Raw genomic sequence first — 20,332 nt, 5'->3', positions numbered from 1 at the left:
ATGGTCGCTCAAATCATCGACGGCAAGGCACTTGCTGCCCGCCTGCGTGATCAGGTTCGAACCGAGGTGGAGCACTTCAAGCGCTCCACCGGTCGGCCCATCGGTCTTGCTACGGTGCTTGTCGGCGACGACCCGGCCTCCGAGGTCTACGTCAACAGCAAACGGAAACTCTCACGGGAAACCGGAATTCAGGACCACCACCGTCGCCTGCCAGCAAACGCCACTCAGGAACAGGTGGCCCAAACACTCGATGAACTGGCGAACGACCCGGCCGTCTCGGGCATCCTGCTCCAACTCCCGCTGCCCGCCCATCTGGATGCCAAAGCACTGATCGACAGGATTCCCTGGAACAAAGACGTCGACGGGCTCACCACCACCAGCGCAGGCCGACTCGCCAGAAACATCGAAGGACTCATCCCCTGCACCCCAGCCGGAGTGATGTCACTTCTGGAAGATGAAGGAGTCCAACTCCAAGGCGCCCACGCCGTGGTCGTCGGACGCTCCGACCTCGTCGGTAAACCACTGGCACAACTCCTTCTACAAAAGAACGCAACCGTCACCATCGCGCACTCCAAAACAAAGGACCTGGCAGCCACCACACACCAAGCCCAGATCCTCATAGCAGCAGCCGGTGTTCCTCATCTGATCGGCGCCGAACACATAGCCCCAGGAACCGTTGTCATCGACGTCGGCATCCACCGCACTCCCGAAGGCCTCATCGGCGACGTCGACTTCAACGCCGCTCAAGGCAAAGCCTCAAGAATCACACCAGTTCCCGGCGGTGTGGGGCCAATGACCATAGCCGAACTGCTCCGAAACACACTCAAGGCGGCGTGGCTCCAGTCATGACACCTTCGTACCCTCACCGGAGTGCGCCTTAAACCGAGGCTCGGAAGGAGAACCCTCGTGCATCAAGATAGCCAAAACGGAAATGCAGCCAGTGACGGTTCAATTGCGGCCACGGGATATCCGGCGTTTCAGGACGAACTGATTCCTGTCAGAGACTGGGCTCACCTGGACAGCGGACAGATAGTTTGGACCCGGAAAGCCGGATGGCCCGATACGCGTGGACGAATCGACCAAGTAACCCCCGACGGGGCCATGGCCTGGATCGTTTCAGATGGTGCTTCCCGCCGTCTCTACCATCGTTCCGATCAGCTGGAATTGCTGATCGAAGATGATCACGGGTCTCCGCAGCACCCGATCTGACGTCGATTCCGCGGGGACGCGCAGACCGGCAGAAACCGGCGGCGTGTTCCCCGCTCTTAGTGGACACACTCAAAGTCGCTCTACGGGCACGCAATCTTCGGCGGCCCGGAGCCTCAAGCTCGAATGGAAACCAATGACTAATGAACCAAGCCTGCCGGTCGCGGTCGTAACCGGCGGAGGACGAGAAATCGGTAAGGCGTCGGCTCAACGGCTCGCTGCCGACGGATTCCATGTCGTCATTCTGGAATTGGATGAGACCACCGGAAAGTCTGCCCAAGAAGAAATCGTCGCCAAGGGCGGCAGTGCCGAATCACACGTTGTAGATGTCACTGATCGCGGACAGGTGTTCGCCGCCTTCGCAGGGGTGCTGGAACGAACTGATCGGATTGACGTCGTCGTTAACAACGCCATGTGGCTGCGCTACGTACCGATTCAAGAAGTCGACGAAGACTTATTGGACGGCATGCTGGCCATCGGCCTCAAAGCAGCTTTCTGGACAATCCAGGCATCCTATGAAGCCATGAAGAGCCGCGGAACCGGAACCATCATCAACATCTCCTCACCTGCTGCTGATCGCGGGCCATACGGCAGCAGTGTCTATTCCGCGGTCAAGGGTGCAGTGAAAAGTCTGACACTCCAGGCTGCCAGAGAACTGGGCCCCCAGGGGATTCGTGTTAATGCCGTGGTACCAGGAGCTGTGCCAACCGTGGGGGCGAAGACAGTAGTGGATGACGAGGGCTACGAGCTGCGCAGACAACTCAATGCCCTCAAGAGGCTGGCCCAACCAGAAGACATCGCAGCCGCCATTTCATTCCTGGCCTCCGAGGACGCGTCGTACATCAACGGTCACCTCCTGGCCGTTGACGGAGGTCTGTGACGCCATTCCGTCCCTCGCAGGAAACCGCAAGCGGTGCCGGATGACGTCTCTGCCGCGAGAGCGAGATGCCGCTAACCATCACGACAATAACGGTCAATGCCCAAATGAAGTATTTAGATCCAAATTCATCCCCCTCACCGGAGGCAACTTTGTCGATAGACGCCGCATATGAATCGAGCCTGCTGGCTTCCGTCCCTACCGGCCTGCTGATCAACGGTCAGTGGCGCCCGGCCGGATCCGGAAAGACCTTTGATGTTGAGGACCCGGCAACGGGTAAGGTCCTGCTCAGCATCTCCGACGCCGGTGCTGAAGACGGCGCCGCTGCACTGGACGCCGCTGCTGCCGCCCAGGCTGACTGGGCACGCACCGCACCGCGCGAACGCGGCGAAATCCTGCGCCGTGCCTTCAAACTGGTCACCGAGCGTGCCGAAGACTTTGCACTGCTGATGACACTCGAAATGGGCAAGCCCCTGGCCGAAGCCCGTGGTGAAGTCACGTACGGTGCCGAGTTCCTGCGTTGGTTCTCCGAGGAAGCCGTGCGCGTGTCCGGCCGCTACTCCGCAGCTCCGGATGGCAAGAACCGCCTCCTGGTGCAGAAGAAGCCGGTGGGTCCCTGCCTGCTGATCACTCCGTGGAACTTCCCGCTGGCCATGGCCACCCGCAAGATCGCCCCGGCCGTGGCTGCTGGCTGCACCATGGTGCTCAAGCCCGCCAACCTGACCCCGCTGACCAGCCTGCTCTTCGCACAGGTCATGCAGGAAGCCGGCCTGCCCGCTGGTGTCCTCAACGTCATCCAGACCTCCACGGCCGGTGCCGTCACGGGTCCGCTCATCAAGGACGACCGCCTCCGCAAGATCTCCTTCACCGGCTCCACCCCGGTGGGTCAGGCCCTGATCCGTGAAGCCGCTGACAAGGTCCTGCGCACCTCCATGGAACTGGGCGGCAACGCCCCGTTCGTCGTCTTCGAGGACGCTGACCTGGACAAGGCCGTTGAAGGTGCAATCGCCGCCAAGATGCGCAACATGGGCGAGGCCTGCACCGCAGCGAACCGCTTCATTGTGCACGAGTCCATCGCCGATTCCTTCGCGGAGAAGTTCGCCGCCAAGATCGGTGCGCTGACCACCGCCCGCGGCACCGAGCCGGAGTCCAAGGTTGGCCCGCTGATCGACGGCAAGGCCCGCGACGGCGTGCACGCCCTGGTTTCCGAAGCCGTAGCAGGAGGTGCCACAGCAGTCACAGGTGGTGCCGCCGTCGACGGTCCCGGTTACTTCTACCAGCCCACCGTGCTGAAAAACGTGGCCGCTGACGCCCGCATCCTGAAGGAAGAAATCTTCGGACCGGTGGCGCCGATCATCACCTTCTCCACCGAAGACGACGCCGTTCGTCTGGCCAACAACACCGAATACGGCCTGGTTGCCTACGTCTTCACCAAGGACCTCAACCGCGGCCTGCGCATCAGCGAACGCATCGAGACCGGCATGCTCGGCCTCAACGCCGGTGTGATCTCCAACGCTGCTGCACCGTTCGGTGGCGTCAAGCAGTCCGGCCTGGGCCGCGAAGGCGGCTCCGAAGGCATCGAAGAGTACCTCTACACCCAGTACGTAGGTATCGCGGACCCGTACGCCGACTAGGCTGCACAGGATCCGGTCCGCCGCTCTCGCAACAAGAACGGTTGACACACGCGAGGGCCCGGCCCCGGAACCACAAGTTCCGGGGGCCGGGCCCTTTGTGCTCTTGTCTTGATCGGTCAGGGGTCCTGCCTTTCGACCAACGCCGCGGGTGCTGGAATGCTGGCAGCGGTGACCGCCTGCCTCGCTCGGTCAGAGTGCCGCCGCTACCGCCATGTCAGACAGTCGTTGGAAGCGCTCGATGTTGTCGGCTTGCGGTAATAGCCCCGAGGTCAGCCCCACGAAGACCAGGTCCAAGGCCGGATCAACCCAAAAGAGGGCGCTGCCGGCACCGTAATTACCGAATGTCTCTTCACTGGTCAGAGTTCCCAGCTGCGTGTTGACGATGCCCTGCCCTCGAACGTTGAATCCGAGGCCAAGATACGCAGGTGGGACCGTGTAGTCATTCTGCAGGGCCACCGTCTTATATAGTTCGTTGGGCATGTCTCCGGTCCAGTTCCTGCGGGCAAGGGCGAGCATTCGAGGGGAGACAATTCCCTCCCCACCTCGCCGAAGCATTTCGGCGAAGCGCATCAGATCCATGGTTGTTGAGGCCCCGCCCGCCCAGGTCGCTTCGTTGGATTCTGCGACGAACAGTCCTGAGTCGCCCGGGGCGGTTCGTGACAGCGACTTGATGGGCACAACGCCTCGCATGTCAGGCACGATATGGCGGTCGCGCATGTGAGGTTTGATACCGAGCGCCGTATCCTTCATGCCCAGTGGAACGAAGATCTCCTCGTCGAGGATCTGCGCGATGGTGCGGTGCTGCGGATCAGTTCGGCGTATCGCCTCTGCGAGCAATACGTGGGCTGCCATTGGAGAGTAGTCGCATCTCGTACCCGGTTCTGACGTGCCTCGTACGTACTTCACAACGGCCTCTACCGCGTCATCCAGCACGTCCAAGTAGAGGGCCGGCGCAGGCTCCCAGACTCCCGGCAGACCTGTCGTATGCGTGAGGAAATTGAAGATGGTGGCACGGTCGCGGGGCGGCCCGGAGAACTCCGGGACAAGCTCTGACATTCTGGTGGTGAGGGCGAACCTTCCACGCTCGATCCATTTCAGGGTCAGGACGTTGATGAAAGCCTTGGTGATAGAGAAGACGCTGAATACCGAGTCTGTCCGGAGGGGGACAGTCCGTTGTGCGTCGGCGTATCCGACGGCCAGGTCGAGTACTAATTCTCCATGTCTGGCGATCTTCAGTGCTGCCCCGTGATAGCTGCCCTTGTCAGTGTCCTCAGTCACGCGTTCAATGAGGACACGAAGTCGGTCTGCTGACATGGTGTCGGAACAGAGGATGGCGGTGGCCTCGTTTGTTGAGGAAGTCATTTTGTACCTTGGCTACTCTGTCGTTGCTCGAGTCGTGGATAGCGTGGCCCGTTCCAGGACGTAGCGCGCCACTTCGGTGTGGTCAGCATTGGGGGGCAACTCGTCAAGGATCTGTGACCACGAATCAGCGACGGCCTCTGCCGTGGCGCTCCTTAGCCCCAACGCCTTCGCGAGATTCACTGCGATGGCTACGTCTTTCACCATCAGTCGTGCATCAAACCCAGAGTTATAGGTTTCCGTGAGCACAAATTTTGGCCACTTCACCTCCGAGGACCCGCTGCGGCCGCTGGAGTGGTTGATGACGTCAATGAAGGTCCCCGGGTCAATTCCGAGCCTCGTTGTGAGCGCGACCGCTTCACTGGTGAGCAGGAAGTGGGACGCTGACAAGAGGTTGTTCAGAGCCTTGGCAGCATGCCCGGCACCCGTCGGACCCACAGCGTAAGCCTTGCCCATGGGAGCCCACAGCCAATGAAGGTCTTTTACGCTCTCTGCATTCCCTCCGCACATGATGGACAGATTCCCGGACTTCGCACCCATCACCCCACCTGAGACGGGCGCGTCCACGAAGAGGACGCCAAGGTCTGCGAGTTCTTCCGCAAGTTCAATGGTCCGCAATGGTTCGGACGAACTCATATCGATGACTGAGCCGCCGGCTCGCAAGGCTCCCGCTTCTCGAAGCTCTGAAAGAACCGAAGCGACGACAGCGGAATTCGGGAGCATGAGGATGATGGTCTCGGAGGCCGCAGCCGCTTCAGATGCGGACGGGTAGACATACCCGCCGGCTTCCTTAAGGCGCGCAGCGGCCTCTTGGCTCAAGTCGAAACCATGGACCCCTATTCCGGCAGCCAGAAGCCGTTCCGTCATCGGCGTTCCCATGTTCCCGAGACCAATAAAAGAAACCGATCTTGTGTTGTTATCCGTCACGGTCTACCTCCGCGAACACGTTTTCTGCGATGCGGAAGGATTCCAGCGACGCGGGTACACCCACATAGATGGCTGTCTGCAGCAGGACCTCTTGAATCTCATCCCGCGTCACTCCGTTCGTAAGGGCTCCTCTGACGTGAACAGCCAACTCATGGGAACGGTTCAAGGCAGTTAGCATCGCGATATTGATCAGACTGCGTGTCTGGCGAGGTATGCCAGGGCGTCCCCACACGGCGCCCCAGCAGTATTCCGTAACCAGTTCTTGGATCGGTCGACTGAATTCGGTCGTGTTGGTCAAAGACCGCTCGACATGCTTCTCGCCAAGGACTGACTTTCTGATGGCCAAGCCGCTCTCATACGTCTCGGCGTGGGTCTCGTGCTGTGGCATTGCTACTGCTCCTTTGTGTTGGGTTTTGGGGTTGTTTTCGGGGAGGGACTCAGCGAAACGATGAATGGCGACGAAGTAGCGCCCGCCCCGTCGAGGACTTTGGGGTCATGACCAGGAATTACCCGGCTGATGTCGCCACTTCGCAGGCCTTCGCGGATGACGTCGTAGCTGCTGTGGGCAGCCACCAAATCAGTCATGTGCGCGAAAGGGCGGCCCTGCTCCAGCTCCTCATAGAAGTGCACGGCGTCGGAAGCCAACAAGAGGACGCCGTCAGCTGTTTGGACCGAGGCCACCAGCTCGCCCGGAGTGTGTCCACCCAGTGCTGTCAGGCGGATGCCAGGGGCAAGGTCGGTCGTACTGTCGACTTTGGTAAGGCGGCCTTGCTCATCAAGGCGTCGCAGCTCGTCAATTTCGGCCGCTTCAACCAGATGGGCAAACGTTGCGTGTCGAGATGTGGGACCAGTCCAGAATTGAAATTCAGTCGAGGACATATAGAACTGTGCCTGCGTGAAATAGTCGACGTTGCCTATGTGGTCGTAGTGGCCGTGGGTGAGCACGACGTCGATCCGTCCTTCGCGGGTAGACCCATTTCGGCCAGGAGCTCCGGTACGGATGACAGTACCGTTCGCCCTCTCCGGGCACCGACTGCTTCATCAAATCCGGTATCGATGACAACTGTTCGGTTCTCGTTTCGGATGACCCAAAAAAAGTAATCAAGGGTCACCGGCTCATCAGGCTCGCCATAAACATGGAAGTTGAGGAACTGCCGGTCCTTGGAAGTCTCGAGAGTGCCGTAACGTGCCGCGTACACAGCGTACTGTTCGTCCCCGCTGAGGGGCGCCAATTTCTGACGCTTCTGCTCACGGGACCGCAGGCCCTCGTCCGCCATCATCCTCTGCATTCGTCCTCACAGTTGGGTTGCGTGCTTATGTTCACGGAAATTGCGATTGGCTTCTCGCAGACCGAGGACTACGAACCGTTAGGTGCCGAATAAGGAGCCCTGGTGATCTCTGAAGGATCCCAGGCCCCCGCGCCGCCCGAGGGACGCACGCTGTTAACGATGGAAGCACCGCCGTCCACAGACAGGATCTGCCCCGTCATGTAGGTCGAGGCGTCACTGAGCAGGAAGCCCACTGCGTCCGCAATCTCAGTGACGTCCCCGCTTCGACGCATCGGCACAGTGCCTGCTCGTCGTTGCATGTCCGCCCTGATCACTGGATCCATTGGAGTGGGGATGATGCCTGGCGCGATCCCGTTTACTCTCACGTTCCACGGGGCCGCGTCCATAGCTGCTGCCTGCACAAGACCAACAAGGGCGTGCTTTGAAACCTGATAGGCAATCAGATCGCTGCTGGCGCGAAGCCCATGGATCGACGTTGTGACCACGATTGACCCCGGAAGAACGGCCGTTTCCAGCCGCCTCATGGCACCGCGGATACCCAGAAAAGCGCCCCTGACGTTGACGGCCATGACCCTGTCAAACTCTTCAACGCTCACGGTGGGCAGTCCACCGAGGCTGCTGATGATTCCCGCGTTCAGGTGGTGCATCTGGAGGGGCCCGAATTTTTCGGTTCCCTCGTCCAGGTATCGTTCAACGTCCCTTTCCCGAGAAATGTCCGCCTCGACAACAAGGGATTGGCCGGTCGCAAGACTCGCTGTTTCCTCCGCGGCATTGCCGTCGACATCCACCAGCACAACGTTGACGTTCAAGCTGGACAGGTAAATGGCTACTGCGCGGCCAATGCCAGCACCTGCACCGGTGATCACAGCAGAGCGCCCTGTGTAAGAACTCATTATTTAGCGTTGCCCTTCCTATAGTGTGCGGTGCCCATTACATGTAAGAGCCGCCGTTTGGCGAGACGGTCTGACCGGTCATGAACGCAGCGTCATCGCTGGCCAGATATACGATCGTCGCTGCCAATTCGTCAGGTGTGGCAATCCGTCGCAGCGGTGAAAAGTCTGCGGCGAACTTGCGAAACTCCGGATCGGTCGGAACCATGGCGGTGTCCGTGGAGCCTGGAGCTATTGCATTGATTCGGATATTGTCCTTGGCATACTCGTGCGCCAGAGTGCGGGTAAGGCCGAGGAGGCCGGCCTTGCTGGCAACGTAGGGCGCATGAATGGAGACGGCCATCAGCGCGCCCACACTGGAGATGTTCACGATGGAACCTCCCTGAGCGCCGTTCTTCTGTATGAGAGGAATCGCGGCGCGGATCACGTAGAACGGACCGGCAAGGTTGACTCTCATCACGAAGTCGAAGTCGTCGTCGGTAACTCTGGTGAGGTCAAATTCAGTGGGAATGCCGTGCCTGGGGTGTGCCGGTACGCCGGCGGCATTGACAACGACATGCAATGCACCGGACTGATCGGATATCCGCGCCACAAGTGCGTCAACGCCAGCACTATCGGTGACGTCCAATGGAGAAATGTTGGCGTTAGCTACACCCTGGTAGGCCTCCTCAAGGGCCTCTTGGCGCAAGTCCGTCGCCCACACTGTTGCCCCGCGGTCCAGCAGCCGCTTTGCCGTTGCAAAACCGATGCCGGATGCGGCCCCTGTCACCAATGCAACACGCCCAGCGAATATTTGATCAACCATGATCGTTTCCTTTCCAATCAATGCGGTTTATCCACTCAAGAACCGGCTTGATCGTTTCAGCCGAGTTACGTTCAAAAATGAGGCCGTGGCCGTTGCCATGAATGCCGAGGTCTTCCAAGGCCGTATGGTGTGCGTGAGCCCCGATCTCAACCAAAAACTCCGTGACGGACGCCGCCGCGGGGGCCATGAGCGAAGCTTCTCCGCTGACGACCAAGACGTCCAGACCTGCCAGAGCTGGCACAGTCCAACCGCCCCGCGAACGCGGCAGATCTTCGACGGGAAGCGGCGGGAAACTATCCATGGGTGCGGCGGTCAGTCCCCACGCCAGGTGTCCGACACCCGGAACCGACGCGAATGGCGGCCCCGCCGGTTCGATTGCGACAATCCCGAGAACCAGTTCCGGGCGACGTGCAGCTACCAGCCATGCAGCACAAGCACCAGCCGAGTGTGCGACCAGGACGGATGGGCCCACCCGCTCGAGGAGCTCGACGATGCGTCGGGCGTCCAGGTCTTGGGATTCCGCCCAGTCCGCCAACAGGTAGCCTCCGGAGGCCACAAACTGATCAAACTCCCTGTCCCCCGGAGACCTCCCCCAGGGCCACTGGGAATGGTCAGCGGTCGCACCAGGACCAGCGAACACGTAGGCTGCCCCCTCGTAGCTCGCCGGCTGCCCAGGGTTCCCAAAAACATCCGGGTGGGCAGCCGAGCGGCCATGCCCAGGGCGGTCGACGACATAGACGGTGTGGCCGGCCTGGCGAAAGAGACTTGCCCACCCGGGACGCTCGTCCGGAGTCGTTAGCCAGTCAGTGCCTTGACCGCCACCCCCATGAATAAGGACCAACGGCATGCCGGTCACGTTCGCCGGTTCCTGCCAGTCAACGAAGAGCGGACCGCGCTGAAAAGTCCCGGAATCGACTTTCAGGACGTCGCCTGCGACCCAAAACATTCCCCGCCTTCCTTCAAAGGTCTCGCCTTTGGGAGGTGCTCCTTCTGTCACCGTGCTGCCGCCGTCAGAGCCGGGCTTCTCATGGCGTCCAATCCATGCAGGAATTGGCGTTGTCCAGACTCGGTCCCCGCCAGCTGACGAATCGGCGCTATGTGCTGCTCAAGCAGTTCCGGTGTTGAGGACTCATACAGCAAGGTCTTCAATGACGAGGCGTTGGGCGAGGTAACCTCACGGAAAACGCGCGAACGCTCCGCCTCGTAGTAATCAAGAGCGTCCTCGTCGGCGCCGTCAAGGACAGCGCGCAGAGTCTCCTGCAGAAGCACCACGTCATACAACCCCGTGGTCAACCCAAGCCCACCCGTTGGGTTGGTAAGGTGCGCCGCGTCGCCCGCCAAAATGACGTTCCCCGAGCGGAGCTTTGTGGAAAGGCGCTGGTGCATCCGGTAAGGATTGAAGGAAACAACGTCGACATCCCGACCTCCCGTGAGTTTGTGGAAGTGTTCCGGAATCCGGTCTTCGACGGTTTCAACGGGAAGCGATTCAGGTTCCTGGTAGGTGACCCTCCAGAGTCCGTCGCTGTTGATTCTCGAGATAATGCAGGCGATCTCCGGATGAACGTACATGTTGGAGCCGAAAAAGCCCATGCTCTCGAAGGGGAAGCGGACGTTCGTAGCGACGAAACGGTCGGTCCAGGTGAAGCCCTCGAGGGTTGCTCCGAGCTGCTTACGGACAAGGCTCTGGCCTCCGTCGCTCCCGACCAGATAGCGGGCAGTAACGTCATCTTCTCCCGCAACCTGGACAGAAACCCCGTCTTTGCTGTCAGCAAAGCCCGTTACCTCAGAGTTGAATCTGAGCCGCACGTTGGGCATGTCCATGAGCTGCGCGATGGCCAGCCGGCAGTACTCCCCCTGCCCGAGATGAACATTGAAGGGATAGTCAACCTCCCCCTCCAGCGCCGTGTTGGGGATGCTGATGAGTTCCCCGGTGCTGGCAAGGTGCAGATTAAGACCTTCATGATCTTCATACCCGACGCCTCTCATCGGATCCAGCATGCCGATTCCAGCCAGGTCGGGAAGAAGCGAGTGTAAGTAGACCATCGCCCGGGGGGCTTCATTTGGACCCGCTTCACGTTCCAGCACCGTAACGGTTCTGCCCGCCCTCGCAAGAAACAAGGCCAGGGTCAGCCCGACCGGCCCGGCACCTGCAACCACAACGTCAACCGTATTTTCAGTCTTCAAAGCATCTCCTTTGATGATTGACTCATCAGTTCGGCGTCTAAATATTGTGAGTAGACGCGCATCTAATGAATCAACTATAGTTCATTATGAGCTTGGTCACCACAGACGGTAGCCAGGCAGATGGAAATTCAAAGGAGAATCCCCGCCATGGTTGACGAAAAAGGACCAGTCCATACCCTCGCTCACGTGTCCAGCGTTCCGTTCGACCCCACAGTCTCGCGCTATGTGATCGAAGGTCTGGGACTTGAGCCCGACGAGTATCGAGGATGGGAAATCGAGTCCAGGGCTGCTAAGTCCACATGCTTTGTGGGCGACTGGACTCCCGTCCTTTTGCACATGCATGTTGAAGGCCCGGATGCCACGCGCTTCTTCAACTCCATCGCAGTGAACAGCTTCGAGAACTACGGCGTCGGCCAAGCCAAGCACCTGGTGCTCTGTAACGAGCAGGGCAAGGTCATGGGCGAAGGCATCCTGATGAAGCTGGGCGAGAATGAATACCACTACACGAGCACGCCTGGTGTCATCTGGGCCAACTACCTATTCCAGAAGGGCAGTTACGACGCCGTCGCTACTGACCTGACTGGTCAGCGGTTCATTATCCAACTCCAAGGCCCAAGCTCGTTGGCGTTGCTCAATGAAATTGTGGACGAAACCGTCGCCGGCCTGCGGTTCATGCGGTTCGAGGACCGACAAATCGCCGGGGCAAAAGTACGCGTGCTGCGCCAAGGCATGGCAGGCGAACTTGGATATGAACTCCACGGAGACATGAACGATTCAATCGGCGTGTGGAACGCCATTCTGCAGCACGGGGCCAAGTTCGGGCTTGAACGGCAAGGCGCCCGCGCCCGCATGATCAATCACGTCGAGGCCTCGTTCCCCACGCCCGGCGTTGACTTCATCCCGGCCTGGGTAGACCACGGCAACGAGGAATTCGGAAATCTGATGAGTGACTCGGTTATCTGGTCGTTCCTGACCAAGACGCACGGCAGCTATCCCACGGCCGGACCGTCGGACTTCTACTACTCCCCCTATGAACTCGGGTGGGGACGCAATGTTGCTTTCGACCACGACTTCACCGGACGGGCAGCACTGGAGGCCGAAGCCGGCCGTGAAGGACGCAAGCATGTCACGCTTGTCTGGGATTCCAAAGACTGCGCGGAAGTGATTTCGTCGCTGTTCGATGAAAACCCCTACGAGCCCATGCAGCTGCCTCGGGGTGGTCTTGGCCTTTTGCGCGTGGATGCTGTCCGGTCAGGTGACGAACTTGTCGGGGCGTCCGTTTCCCGTTGCTTCAGCCCGCACTTCCGGCAGATGATTTCTCTTGCTGTCGTTGACCCTGACTTTGCAGACCCCGGCACCGAGGTGACTGTGACCTGGGGAGCTCAAGGGGAACGGCAAAAGGAGATACGGGCAGTCGTCGCAGGCGCCCCGTACAAAGAGGACAAGCGCCGCCTCGATACTGCTGCAACCGTCTAGAGCGGTGGGCTCCAATGTCTGAAATCCTGAAATTTGCCATTTTTGGTGCCGCCTCGGGCGCCATATACGGTCTCTTGGCTCTCGGTGTGAACGTCGCCTATCGGGCGTCAAGAGTCGTCAACTTCGCTCATGCGGCCGTCGCGATCTGTGCCGCATACTTCTACAACGAACTGCAAGCAGCCCTTCCGACGTATGTCGCGATCCCCCTTGCCGTGATCGGTGGCGGACTCGTGGGGTTGCTCATCGAACTGATCACGATGCGGGCACTTCGCAACGCGAGCGTACTTACGCGAGCAATTGCCACCATTGGCGTACTCCTCATCATTCAGTCCATCTTGAACCTGCGATACGGCCACCTCGCACAAGTGGTACCCGCGTGGCTTCCATCCGGGTCCATCGGCGAAGGTGACTTCACCATAGGGGCAGACCGGGTCATTGTCTTCTTCATTTGCCTCGCTCTGACAGTCGGCCTGTATCTCCTCTACCGCCTCACCTCATTCGGGAGAGCCACATCAGCGCTAGCGGAAAATCCCCGATCACTGGCCGCGCTCGGCCGTTGGTCACCGCAACTGGTAAGCGCTATCAACTGGACGCTGGCGGGAATGCTCGCAGGCCTGGCCGGAGTGCTTCTCGCCCCTATCAGTTCCCTCAGCCCAACACTGTGTGTAGCACTCATTGTCCCCGTGCTTTCGGCGGCTCTCCTGGGAAAGATGTCGTCACTGTGGCTAGCTTTCGTAGGGGCCATCGGCATCGGCATGGCACAGGGAGTCATCGGACGCTTCAGCACCGTCCCCGGCATCCAAGATGCCATTCCCTTCATCGTGATCGTCATCATCTTGGTTTTCCGCGGACGATCATTGCCTGCACGAGGGGAACTTGCCGAACGCCTGCCCTCGGTTAGCCTTGGAGTCGTCCCGCGCCTTCCCTTGCTTGTTGCGACGGTCATTACCGGAGCACTGGTGCTGTGGATTTTGCCTGAGCGCTGGGTCAGCGCGGTATCGGCCGGCCTCATCTCCGCGATAATCCTGATGTCTCTTGTCGTGGTTACGGGGTACGCCGGCCAATTGTCCCTTGCCTCATATGCACTGGCAGGGGTGGCCGCCCTCGTCTCTGGCCAACTGGTCGCCAACGCCGGATGGAGCTTTCTCCCCGCAGCCCTGGTCGGAGTCCTCGCGACACTCCCCGTCGGACTCATCGTTGGCCTACCAGCGGTGAGAACCCGCGGAATCAACCTCGCCATCGTCACGCTGGGCCTGGCTGTGGTCTTCCAAACAGTCGTTCTGGACAACCGCCTGATAACAAACGGTGTCGCAGGGCTGGACGTCAGCAACCCGGAAATCTTCGGAATTCCGATCAGTGCCATCGAAGAGCCCCGACGGTACGCTGTCATCGTCCTGATCGCCGCCCTGCTGACCGGCCTTGCCGTTCTCAACGTACGGCGATCCACATGGGGGCGCCGGATGGTAGCCGTTCGAGCCAACGAACGAGCCTCCGCTGCCCTGGGAATCAACGTGGCTTCAACCAAACTGACCGCGTTCCTCATTTCGGCCGTGATCGCCGGAACAGGGGGTGTCCTCCTGGCGTTTACCAACTTCTTCATCGTCTTGGGCAACCCGGGCGGACGCTTTGACCCGTTCTTCTCCCTCAACGCCATCGCCGAGATAACAGTGGGCGGTGTCGGATATGTCAGCGGCGCCCTCCTTGGGACCATAACCGAGCCGAGTTCAGTTGTAGGACTGCTCCTTCTGAAAGTGGCACCCGGAGCAATCTTCGGACTTGTGGGCGGCATCCTCCTCATCGTCACGGTGATCGCCTCACCCAGCGGTGCAGTAGCCAGCGCTATCCCGGTACTACGGAAAATCCCGGGACTTCGGGGCAAGCCGCAGCAAATTGCCGTTCCCCCGGAAAGTATTAAGCGTCCGGCAATAGAGCCGGCGTTCTTAGAGGTCAGCGGCTTCACCGTCCGGTTTGGATCTGTTGACGTCGTCAAGTCCGTTGATCTGAGACTCACCGCAGGCCGGGTCATGGGAGTAATCGGCCCGAACGGAGCCGGAAAGACTACGCTCGTGGATGCAATCACAGGGTTCGCGTCACCCAGCAGCGGGACGATTTCACTCGACGGTGAAGACCTCAGCAAGGCCTCGATCACCGCACGAGCCCGCCGAGGCATCGCCAGATCATTTCAGTCTCTCGAACTTTTCGAAGACCTCACCGTCGCCGACAATCTGGTTATCGCCGCAGAGCGGCCTCCAAAATGGCGCATCTTCCTGGCAGCATTGTTCCCCGGAAAACCACAGCTCAGCCCGGCCGCGGCCGCTGCGATCCGCACTTTTGATCTCACCGACAGGCTCAATGATCTGCCCAGAGACCTTAGCTACGGCGAACGACGACTCCTCGCCATCGCCCGGGCCTTGGCCGGCAACCCGCGGGTCCTGCTTCTTGACGAACCCGCAGCCGGACTCGGCATGCAGGAACGGCAAGAGCTACGCACACTGATCCGACGTATCGCCGACGACTGGAATGTCGCGGTCCTGCTCATCGAGCACGATGTCGACCTGGTCATGAGCGTCTCCGACGACATGGTCGCGCTCGACTTCGGTGCCATCATCGCGACGGGCACTCCCTCAGACGTCCGCCGCGACCCTGCCGTTATCGCTTCCTACCTTGGCGGAATCGAAGAAGAGCACGAGATGGAGAGCACCAATGGATAAGAACCTACTTGAGCTGAACGGTGTGGCGGCAGGTTACAACAACCGGGCCATCGTCTCCGGAGTGGACCTAGCGATCAACCCCGGCGAAATCGTTGCTCTGTTTGGGGCCAACGGAGCCGGGAAGACCACCACACTGCTCACCGTCGCAGGCGCACTGCGGCCCATCTCCGGATCAATAAAACTCTTTGGAGAACCGCATCCGGGATCCCTCTACAAAGCAGCTCGCGCAGGATTGGCGGTACTCACCGACGACAAGACAATTTTCGCAGGACTAACCACCAAGGAAAACCTCCTGCTGGGCAAAGGAACCGTGGAAGCGGCACTGACCTTCTTCCCCGAACTTGCGGATCACCTTCACATTCAAGCGGGTTTGCTTTCCGGCGGTCAACAACAGATGCTCGCCCTGGCGCGCATCCTCGCTTCCCGCCCGCGCCTCATACTGGCCGATGAACTCTCACTGGGTCTGGCCCCAAAAATCGTCCAGAGGTTGCTGAACGCTCTGCGTCAAGCAGCCAATGACGGTGCTGCAGTCCTTCTCGTCGAGCAGCACGTGAACGCGGCCCTGTCGAAGGTCGACAGGGTTTGCGTACTTGCCCAAGGTTCGCTCGCGCTTGAGGCACCAGCACACGAAATAACACCGGCTGCCATCACCGATCTGTACCTAAGCGCCGCATAACAACGGCCAAAGATCTGGCACCACTAACCCCAACCATCACTGCAAGGAAGCAAAGATGAAGCTACGTACACCCCTCGCGATCGGCGCAGTCGTCGCAACCATCGTTTCTCTGGCGGGTTGTTCCGCCGGAAGCGGCTCCGAACCAGGCCAACAACCGGCCGGAGACTCACTAAAAGTCATGGTCTTCGGATCGTTCACGCAACCGCCCTTTCCCCTGAAGCAGATCCAGACGGCCGCGGAGGCCGCCGCCGATGAGATCAACGCAAACGGAGGAGTCAACGGACGCTCAATTGAGATCGTCCCCTGCGACGATCAGGGCAGCCCCAATGGGGCAACAAACTGCGGTCGGCAAGCAGTCGACGATGGAGTGCTGGCCGTAGTTGGCGCCTTCACGTTGTTTGGCGACAACATTGTGCCTCAGCTGGAAAAGAACGGAATTCCGTATCTGCTCCCCACCGCAGTCAGCCAACAGGAGTCGACCAGCAAAGTCTCCTTCCCGGTGTTTTCTTCGGGTGGCCCATTCGCAGCCGCTCTTTATGACCTCAAGCAGAGAAACCTATGCACTACGGCCGCCCAGATCTCACCGGAGAGCGCCAGTGCCGACGGTAACTTCACCAACTTCTTCAAGCCCGTAGCTGACAAAATCGGCATCAATCTCACCAATGTACTCTTCCCCGCCACCACGACCGACTTCTTGTCAGTAGCGTCACAGATGACTGATGCAGGCAATTGCGGAATATACGGCGTCGGTTCTCAGCAGGCCGCAGGAATCCTCACCGCCCTCAGCCAGAGTAACGCGAAGTACACAAGCGTCATGGGAAGCACCCTCGTGCTCCCGGAGCCAACGCTGGCGCAGCTCGGCAAAGCCGGCCAGGGCCTGTACACCTACTCCGACTTCTACTTCCCTTCGACGGGCAAGAAGGCTGTTCTTGACGCGGTCGCCGCCATGAAGAAGAAAGATTCGAATGTGGTGGTCGACGAAACAGCTCTGAACTCATATGCCGGAGTCCTTGCCTTCGCCCAGCTCGCCGGCAAAGTAAGCGGAGAGGTCACGGGCCAGGCCCTTATCGATCTTCTCAACACGCCCGGAACCGTCATCGATACGGGCCTATTCCCGCCCGTCGACTTCACGAAGGACGCCGGGTACTTCCCGCTGAGCCCTCGCACCGCAGTCAGCACGTTCCAACGGTATGTGTCGAAGGACGGTTCCTACGTACCTGACGGAGAGCCCTTCGACATCTCGGGCAAGCTCGGCTTCTAAACACTAAGTGACGTGGTCCTGACAGCGGCCGCACTGGCAGGACCACGTCGCCGGTCATCACATGTTGCCTCCCGCAACTATCCACGGGCGCATTCGTGTGATGGTTAGGTATTTGTTTACTCACTGGACAATCGTTAGGGTTGGTGACATGACTTCGAATGGCCGGCTCACTCTTCGCCAGGAACAACAGGCCGACACACGCCGCCGGCTGCTTCAGGCAGCCCACGCCGCGTTTACCGAGTTGGGGTTCACCGCAACGACTATCGAACGCATCGTCGACCGAGCCAACACGAGCCGAGCCACGTTCTACATTCACTTCAAAAACAAGACCGAGGCACTGCTGGCTACCTGGCAGGAAGTTGACCTGGCTGATGTCGGCCAGCTATTCCGAAGTTTCGATGAAGCCGGAGACTTCTCGCAGCCTGCGGTGTGTGAATGGTTGGACAAGTTCATCGCATACTGGGAGCATCACGGAGCTGTAGGGCGCACAGCACTGCAGGCTATGGCGTTCGAACCCGAATTGAACTCGGTCTTCCTTGCTGGCATGGTGAACGTCGTGGACGATATGGAAAAGTATCGGTCGACGTTCGAAAACGACGAACTGGCCCGCGCGGTCGTTCTTACCAACATTATCGAACTCGAACGCGTGCTCTACTTTTGGTCCAACGACCATCTCCCGTGTTCACGGGAGACGCTTATCAATGCACTGGCCCGTAATTGGGTGGTCGCCTAAGGGATCTCTCCCGGGCAAGGCCCGTGCCTCATCGATTTCTTCGAAATTCAGTGAGGGTGCCACCTTAAACGATGTTTCTAGTCGCGCCGCTACGGTTTTGCTGTTCCGTGCAAAGTAGGGGTGGCCCAGAACCTGCAGCGTAGCCCGCTGTTGGAGACTGGCTATGCCAACAGCCAAAGTTCGCCTGGTGCTACTCGACCGCCCGGGCATTGCCCGTGTCTAGTGCGACGTACTCCCCCGACCTGATGACGAGTACTCTTCGTACCTACTCAACAAAACACTCGTGTGTTCGAAGATCCCCTTCGGACTGAGACGCCGCTCCGGCCGTCCTTGCCCGCCCCCACTGCGTATAAGTAGGCTGCCGCCGGCCGCAACCAAGGGCCGATGCCGTAACTGATCCCGCCGTAGACCGTGGTGGAAGTGACTTCAGCGCCTATGCCACCGGCGCGGATCTGCACGACCCCTGCTTCATCGCTGAACCGTGCCAGCGGGAAGCGGGCCCGTTGCCCGCGCGAACGTGCACGTCCCGTCGACGACGACCCAGGACTAAGTCAGTGTGCGGGAAATAATGCTGGCATCGCCGTTTGGGGAGACGTGGAAGTCGTCGGCGGAGCCTGATCTTCTCGAGCTGCTGCGGGGTCCAAGTGGTGATGGTACTTCGTCCTGCTACGTCCCCTGCCGCTGTAGTCCAGGAAAAGGGGCGCGCTCGTTGTAGTCGACGTGTTGCATCCCGCGAAGTGCGGCCGTCCAAGGTAGAGAGGACCGCATAGGCTGCTTTGTCGTCGGCGATGAACCAGGTGCCGAGCCCGAGCCATGGGGATCTCGACGCCGTTGGCCAGAGTGTCGCTCTCGCTGAGGATGCTCATGCTTCACTTCCTTAGCTGCAGTTTTCCGTACTCCTCGTCGGTGACGGGCTCGAGCCATTCGTTGCTGACGTTCTCGCCCGGGGTGATGAAGGCGACGTGGGAGAACCACGAGTTTCCCTTCGCCCCATGCCAGTGCTTCGTGCCGGCCGGGACATGAATCACCGTACCCGGCTCCAAGCTGACGGGGTCTCCGCCCTCTGCTTGGTACCAGCCGCTGCCCGCGGTGCACAGCAGGATCTGGTCGCCTCCACCGTCTGTGCCGTGGTGGATGTGCCAGTTGTTGCGGCATCCCGGCTCGAAGGAGACGTTGCTGACCGGCACGCTCCCGCCAGCGAGCAGGGCCAGGTAGCTCTGGCCGATGAAGTACTGCGCGTAGGCGTCGTTCTTGGCTCCGAGCGGGAAAATCTGGTCGAATTCATTGTCAGTCATTGTGCTTTCCTTCTGCTGCGATCAGCGGTTGACAAAGGTCATGTGCTCGGGGTTGTAGCGGTCTCCGTGGACGCCAACGCGCTGGGCGAGTCCGTCGAGGTCGGCCCGCTCGTCCGCGGAGAGTGCGATCTGGGTGGCGGCCGCGTTTTCTTGGATGCGCTCGGTCCGGCGGGTGCCCGGGATCGGTACGATCCACGGCTGCTGCATCAGCAGCCAGGCCAGGGCAATCTGCCCGGGCGTCGCGCCCTTGGCCGCTGCGAGCGTCTTCACGTGGTCGACGAGTGCCTGGTTTGCCGCGAGATTCCCTGCCTCGAAACGCGGCACCCGGGAGCGGATGTCCCCCTCGGTGAAGCTGGTTGATGTGTCCACGGTGCCGGTGAGGAACCCCTTGCCCAGCGGGCTGAACGGTACGAATCCGATTCCGAGCTCGGCAAGGACAGGCAGCACCTCGGCCTCGGGGTCGCGGGTCCAAAGCGAATATTCGCTCTGGACAGCGGTGACTGGGTGCACGGCGTGAGCACGCCGGATGGTGTCCGCGGAGGCCTCAGAGAGGCCGAAGTGCTTGACCTTGCCCTCGGCTATGAGCTCGCCGATCGTGCCGGCGACGTCCTCGATCGGCACGGCGGGGTCAACCCGGTGCTGGTAGAACAGGTCGATCACGTCGGTACGCAGCCGCTTTAGCGATTCCTCTGCGACGCGGCGAATCTGGTCTGGCCGGCTGTCGAGGCCCACGCTCTTGCCGTCGCGAATGTCCCAACCGAACTTGGTGGCGATGACGACCTGGTCGCGGATCGGCTCCAGAGCCTCACCAACCAGTTCCTCGTTGACGTAGGGCCCGTAGACCTCTGCGGTGTCGAAGAAGGTGACCCCTTCGTCGACGGCAGAGCGCAGCACGGCGACCATCTCGTCCCTGCTGCCCGGGTTGGGACCATAGCTCTGGGACATGCCCATTGCGCCGAGTCCGAGTGCGGAGACCTTCAGGCCCTGGCCGAGTGTTCTGGTGTGCATG

At 60.2% G+C, this 20,332-nt stretch carries 19 protein-coding genes; 8 read left to right on the top strand and 11 right to left on the bottom strand.

Annotation, left to right across the window (positions count from 1 at the left end; all coding sequences use genetic code 11):
- The 3 genes from folD to CGK93_RS11080 all read left to right on the top strand — a co-directional run bounded on the left by folD (position 1) and on the right by CGK93_RS11080 (position 3,717).
- Complete coding sequence (folD, locus tag CGK93_RS11095) at positions 1–849, top strand: bifunctional methylenetetrahydrofolate dehydrogenase/methenyltetrahydrofolate cyclohydrolase FolD (protein ID WP_089594872.1); 849 nt, start codon at positions 1–3, stop codon at positions 847–849.
- Positions 850–1,342: 493 nt separating this feature from the next.
- Entirely contained in the window at positions 1,343–2,086 is a 744-nt protein-coding gene (locus tag CGK93_RS11085) for an SDR family NAD(P)-dependent oxidoreductase (RefSeq protein WP_157731762.1), read from the top strand.
- 104 nt (positions 2,087–2,190) lie between these two features.
- Positions 2,191–3,717 (top strand): NAD-dependent succinate-semialdehyde dehydrogenase, encoded by a 1,527-nt coding sequence (locus CGK93_RS11080; RefSeq protein ID WP_442857036.1) that lies wholly within the window; start codon positions 2,191–2,193, stop codon positions 3,715–3,717.
- Positions 3,718–3,906: 189 nt separating this feature from the next.
- Here CGK93_RS11080 and CGK93_RS11075 read toward each other — a convergent pair whose 3' ends face one another.
- From CGK93_RS11075 to CGK93_RS11035, 9 genes are all read right to left on the bottom strand, one after another.
- Positions 3,907–5,079 (bottom strand): serine hydrolase domain-containing protein, encoded by a 1,173-nt coding sequence (locus CGK93_RS11075; RefSeq protein ID WP_089594868.1) that lies wholly within the window; start codon positions 5,077–5,079, stop codon positions 3,907–3,909.
- A gap of 12 nt (positions 5,080–5,091) precedes the next feature.
- Positions 5,092–5,943, bottom strand: coding sequence for an NAD(P)-dependent oxidoreductase (locus tag CGK93_RS11070; RefSeq protein ID WP_198318426.1), 852 nt, complete (start codon positions 5,941–5,943; stop codon positions 5,092–5,094).
- Between the two features lie 49 nt (positions 5,944–5,992).
- Positions 5,993–6,391 (bottom strand): 4-carboxymuconolactone decarboxylase, encoded by a 399-nt coding sequence (gene pcaC / locus CGK93_RS11065; protein ID WP_089594866.1) that lies wholly within the window; start codon positions 6,389–6,391, stop codon positions 5,993–5,995.
- Positions 6,392–6,393: 2 nt separating this feature from the next.
- Positions 6,394–6,948, bottom strand: coding sequence for an MBL fold metallo-hydrolase (locus CGK93_RS11060; protein WP_157731760.1), 555 nt, complete (start codon positions 6,946–6,948; stop codon positions 6,394–6,396).
- The gene (locus CGK93_RS11055; RefSeq protein ID WP_089594864.1) at positions 6,918–7,292 is read right to left on the bottom strand and encodes a hypothetical protein; all 375 of its coding nucleotides are present in this window, start codon (positions 7,290–7,292) and stop codon (positions 6,918–6,920) included. The genes CGK93_RS11060 and CGK93_RS11055 overlap by 31 nt, the downstream gene beginning before the upstream one ends.
- A gap of 68 nt (positions 7,293–7,360) precedes the next feature.
- Positions 7,361–8,185, bottom strand: a complete 825-nt coding sequence (locus tag CGK93_RS11050) for an SDR family NAD(P)-dependent oxidoreductase (RefSeq protein WP_089594863.1) — start codon at positions 8,183–8,185, stop codon at positions 7,361–7,363.
- Between the two features lie 37 nt (positions 8,186–8,222).
- The gene (locus CGK93_RS11045; RefSeq protein WP_089594862.1) at positions 8,223–8,987 is read right to left on the bottom strand and encodes an SDR family NAD(P)-dependent oxidoreductase; all 765 of its coding nucleotides are present in this window, start codon (positions 8,985–8,987) and stop codon (positions 8,223–8,225) included.
- The gene (locus CGK93_RS11040) at positions 8,980–9,933 is read right to left on the bottom strand and encodes an alpha/beta fold hydrolase (protein ID WP_089594861.1); all 954 of its coding nucleotides are present in this window, start codon (positions 9,931–9,933) and stop codon (positions 8,980–8,982) included. The genes CGK93_RS11045 and CGK93_RS11040 overlap by 8 nt, the downstream gene beginning before the upstream one ends.
- Before the next feature lie 47 nt (positions 9,934–9,980).
- Positions 9,981–11,144, bottom strand: a complete 1,164-nt coding sequence (locus tag CGK93_RS11035) for an FAD-dependent monooxygenase (protein ID WP_157731758.1) — start codon at positions 11,142–11,144, stop codon at positions 9,981–9,983.
- 174 nt (positions 11,145–11,318) lie between these two features.
- On the opposite strand from CGK93_RS11035, the gene CGK93_RS11030 reads away from it, so the two are divergent.
- From CGK93_RS11030 to CGK93_RS11010, 5 genes are all read left to right on the top strand, one after another.
- Complete coding sequence (locus tag CGK93_RS11030) at positions 11,319–12,647, top strand: aminomethyltransferase family protein (RefSeq protein ID WP_198318425.1); 1,329 nt, start codon at positions 11,319–11,321, stop codon at positions 12,645–12,647.
- 14 nt (positions 12,648–12,661) lie between these two features.
- On the top strand, positions 12,662–15,358 hold the full coding sequence (locus tag CGK93_RS11025; protein WP_089594858.1) for a branched-chain amino acid ABC transporter permease/ATP-binding protein: 2,697 nt from the start codon (positions 12,662–12,664) through the stop codon (positions 15,356–15,358).
- Positions 15,351–16,034 (top strand): ABC transporter ATP-binding protein, encoded by a 684-nt coding sequence (locus CGK93_RS11020; RefSeq protein WP_089594857.1) that lies wholly within the window; start codon positions 15,351–15,353, stop codon positions 16,032–16,034. The genes CGK93_RS11025 and CGK93_RS11020 overlap by 8 nt, the downstream gene beginning before the upstream one ends.
- A gap of 55 nt (positions 16,035–16,089) precedes the next feature.
- Positions 16,090–17,295, top strand: a complete 1,206-nt coding sequence (locus tag CGK93_RS11015) for an ABC transporter substrate-binding protein (protein ID WP_089594856.1) — start codon at positions 16,090–16,092, stop codon at positions 17,293–17,295.
- 148 nt (positions 17,296–17,443) lie between these two features.
- Entirely contained in the window at positions 17,444–18,028 is a 585-nt protein-coding gene (locus CGK93_RS11010; RefSeq protein ID WP_157731756.1) for a TetR/AcrR family transcriptional regulator, read from the top strand.
- 869 nt (positions 18,029–18,897) lie between these two features.
- Here CGK93_RS11010 and CGK93_RS11005 read toward each other — a convergent pair.
- Entirely contained in the window at positions 18,898–19,323 is a 426-nt protein-coding gene (locus CGK93_RS11005; protein WP_089594854.1) for a cupin domain-containing protein, read from the bottom strand.
- Between the two features lie 21 nt (positions 19,324–19,344).
- Positions 19,345–20,331 carry an aldo/keto reductase gene (locus CGK93_RS11000; RefSeq protein ID WP_089594853.1) on the bottom strand — a complete coding sequence of 329 codons (987 nt, stop codon included), beginning with the start codon at positions 20,329–20,331 and terminating at the stop codon, positions 19,345–19,347.
- Position 20,332: the final 1 nt, after the last annotated feature.

The organism is Arthrobacter sp. YN, from assembly GCF_002224285.1.
GTDB lineage: Bacteria > Actinomycetota > Actinomycetes > Actinomycetales > Micrococcaceae > Arthrobacter.
Note: the sequence above shows the minus strand (reverse complement) of the source record. Positions and strands in the feature narration are given on the sequence as shown.

Coding starts and splice junctions, on each gene's coding strand:
- CGK93_RS11020 (WP_089594857.1), top strand. CDS start 15,351: ATGGATAAGAACCTACTTGAGCTGAACGGTGTGGCGGCAGGTTACAAC.
- CGK93_RS11000 (WP_089594853.1), bottom strand. CDS start 20,331: ATGCACACCAGAACACTCGGCCAGGGCCTGAAGGTCTCCGCACTCGGA.
- CGK93_RS11070 (WP_198318426.1), bottom strand. CDS start 5,943: ATGACGGAACGGCTTCTGGCTGCCGGAATAGGGGTCCATGGTTTCGAC.
- CGK93_RS11030 (WP_198318425.1), top strand. CDS start 11,319: ATGGTTGACGAAAAAGGACCAGTCCATACCCTCGCTCACGTGTCCAGC.
- CGK93_RS11080 (WP_442857036.1), top strand. CDS start 2,191: ATGAAGTATTTAGATCCAAATTCATCCCCCTCACCGGAGGCAACTTTG.
- CGK93_RS11050 (WP_089594863.1), bottom strand. CDS start 8,185: ATGAGTTCTTACACAGGGCGCTCTGCTGTGATCACCGGTGCAGGTGCT.
- CGK93_RS11045 (WP_089594862.1), bottom strand. CDS start 8,987: ATGGTTGATCAAATATTCGCTGGGCGTGTTGCATTGGTGACAGGGGCC.
- pcaC (WP_089594866.1), bottom strand. CDS start 6,391: ATGCCACAGCACGAGACCCACGCCGAGACGTATGAGAGCGGCTTGGCC.
- CGK93_RS11010 (WP_157731756.1), top strand. CDS start 17,444: ATGACTTCGAATGGCCGGCTCACTCTTCGCCAGGAACAACAGGCCGAC.
- CGK93_RS11040 (WP_089594861.1), bottom strand. CDS start 9,933: ATGTTTTGGGTCGCAGGCGACGTCCTGAAAGTCGATTCCGGGACTTTT.
- CGK93_RS11015 (WP_089594856.1), top strand. CDS start 16,090: ATGAAGCTACGTACACCCCTCGCGATCGGCGCAGTCGTCGCAACCATC.
- CGK93_RS11075 (WP_089594868.1), bottom strand. CDS start 5,079: ATGACTTCCTCAACAAACGAGGCCACCGCCATCCTCTGTTCCGACACC.
- folD (WP_089594872.1), top strand. CDS start 1: ATGGTCGCTCAAATCATCGACGGCAAGGCACTTGCTGCCCGCCTGCGT.
- CGK93_RS11055 (WP_089594864.1), bottom strand. CDS start 7,292: ATGCAGAGGATGATGGCGGACGAGGGCCTGCGGTCCCGTGAGCAGAAG.
- CGK93_RS11005 (WP_089594854.1), bottom strand. CDS start 19,323: ATGACTGACAATGAATTCGACCAGATTTTCCCGCTCGGAGCCAAGAAC.
- CGK93_RS11085 (WP_157731762.1), top strand. CDS start 1,343: ATGACTAATGAACCAAGCCTGCCGGTCGCGGTCGTAACCGGCGGAGGA.
- CGK93_RS11025 (WP_089594858.1), top strand. CDS start 12,662: ATGTCTGAAATCCTGAAATTTGCCATTTTTGGTGCCGCCTCGGGCGCC.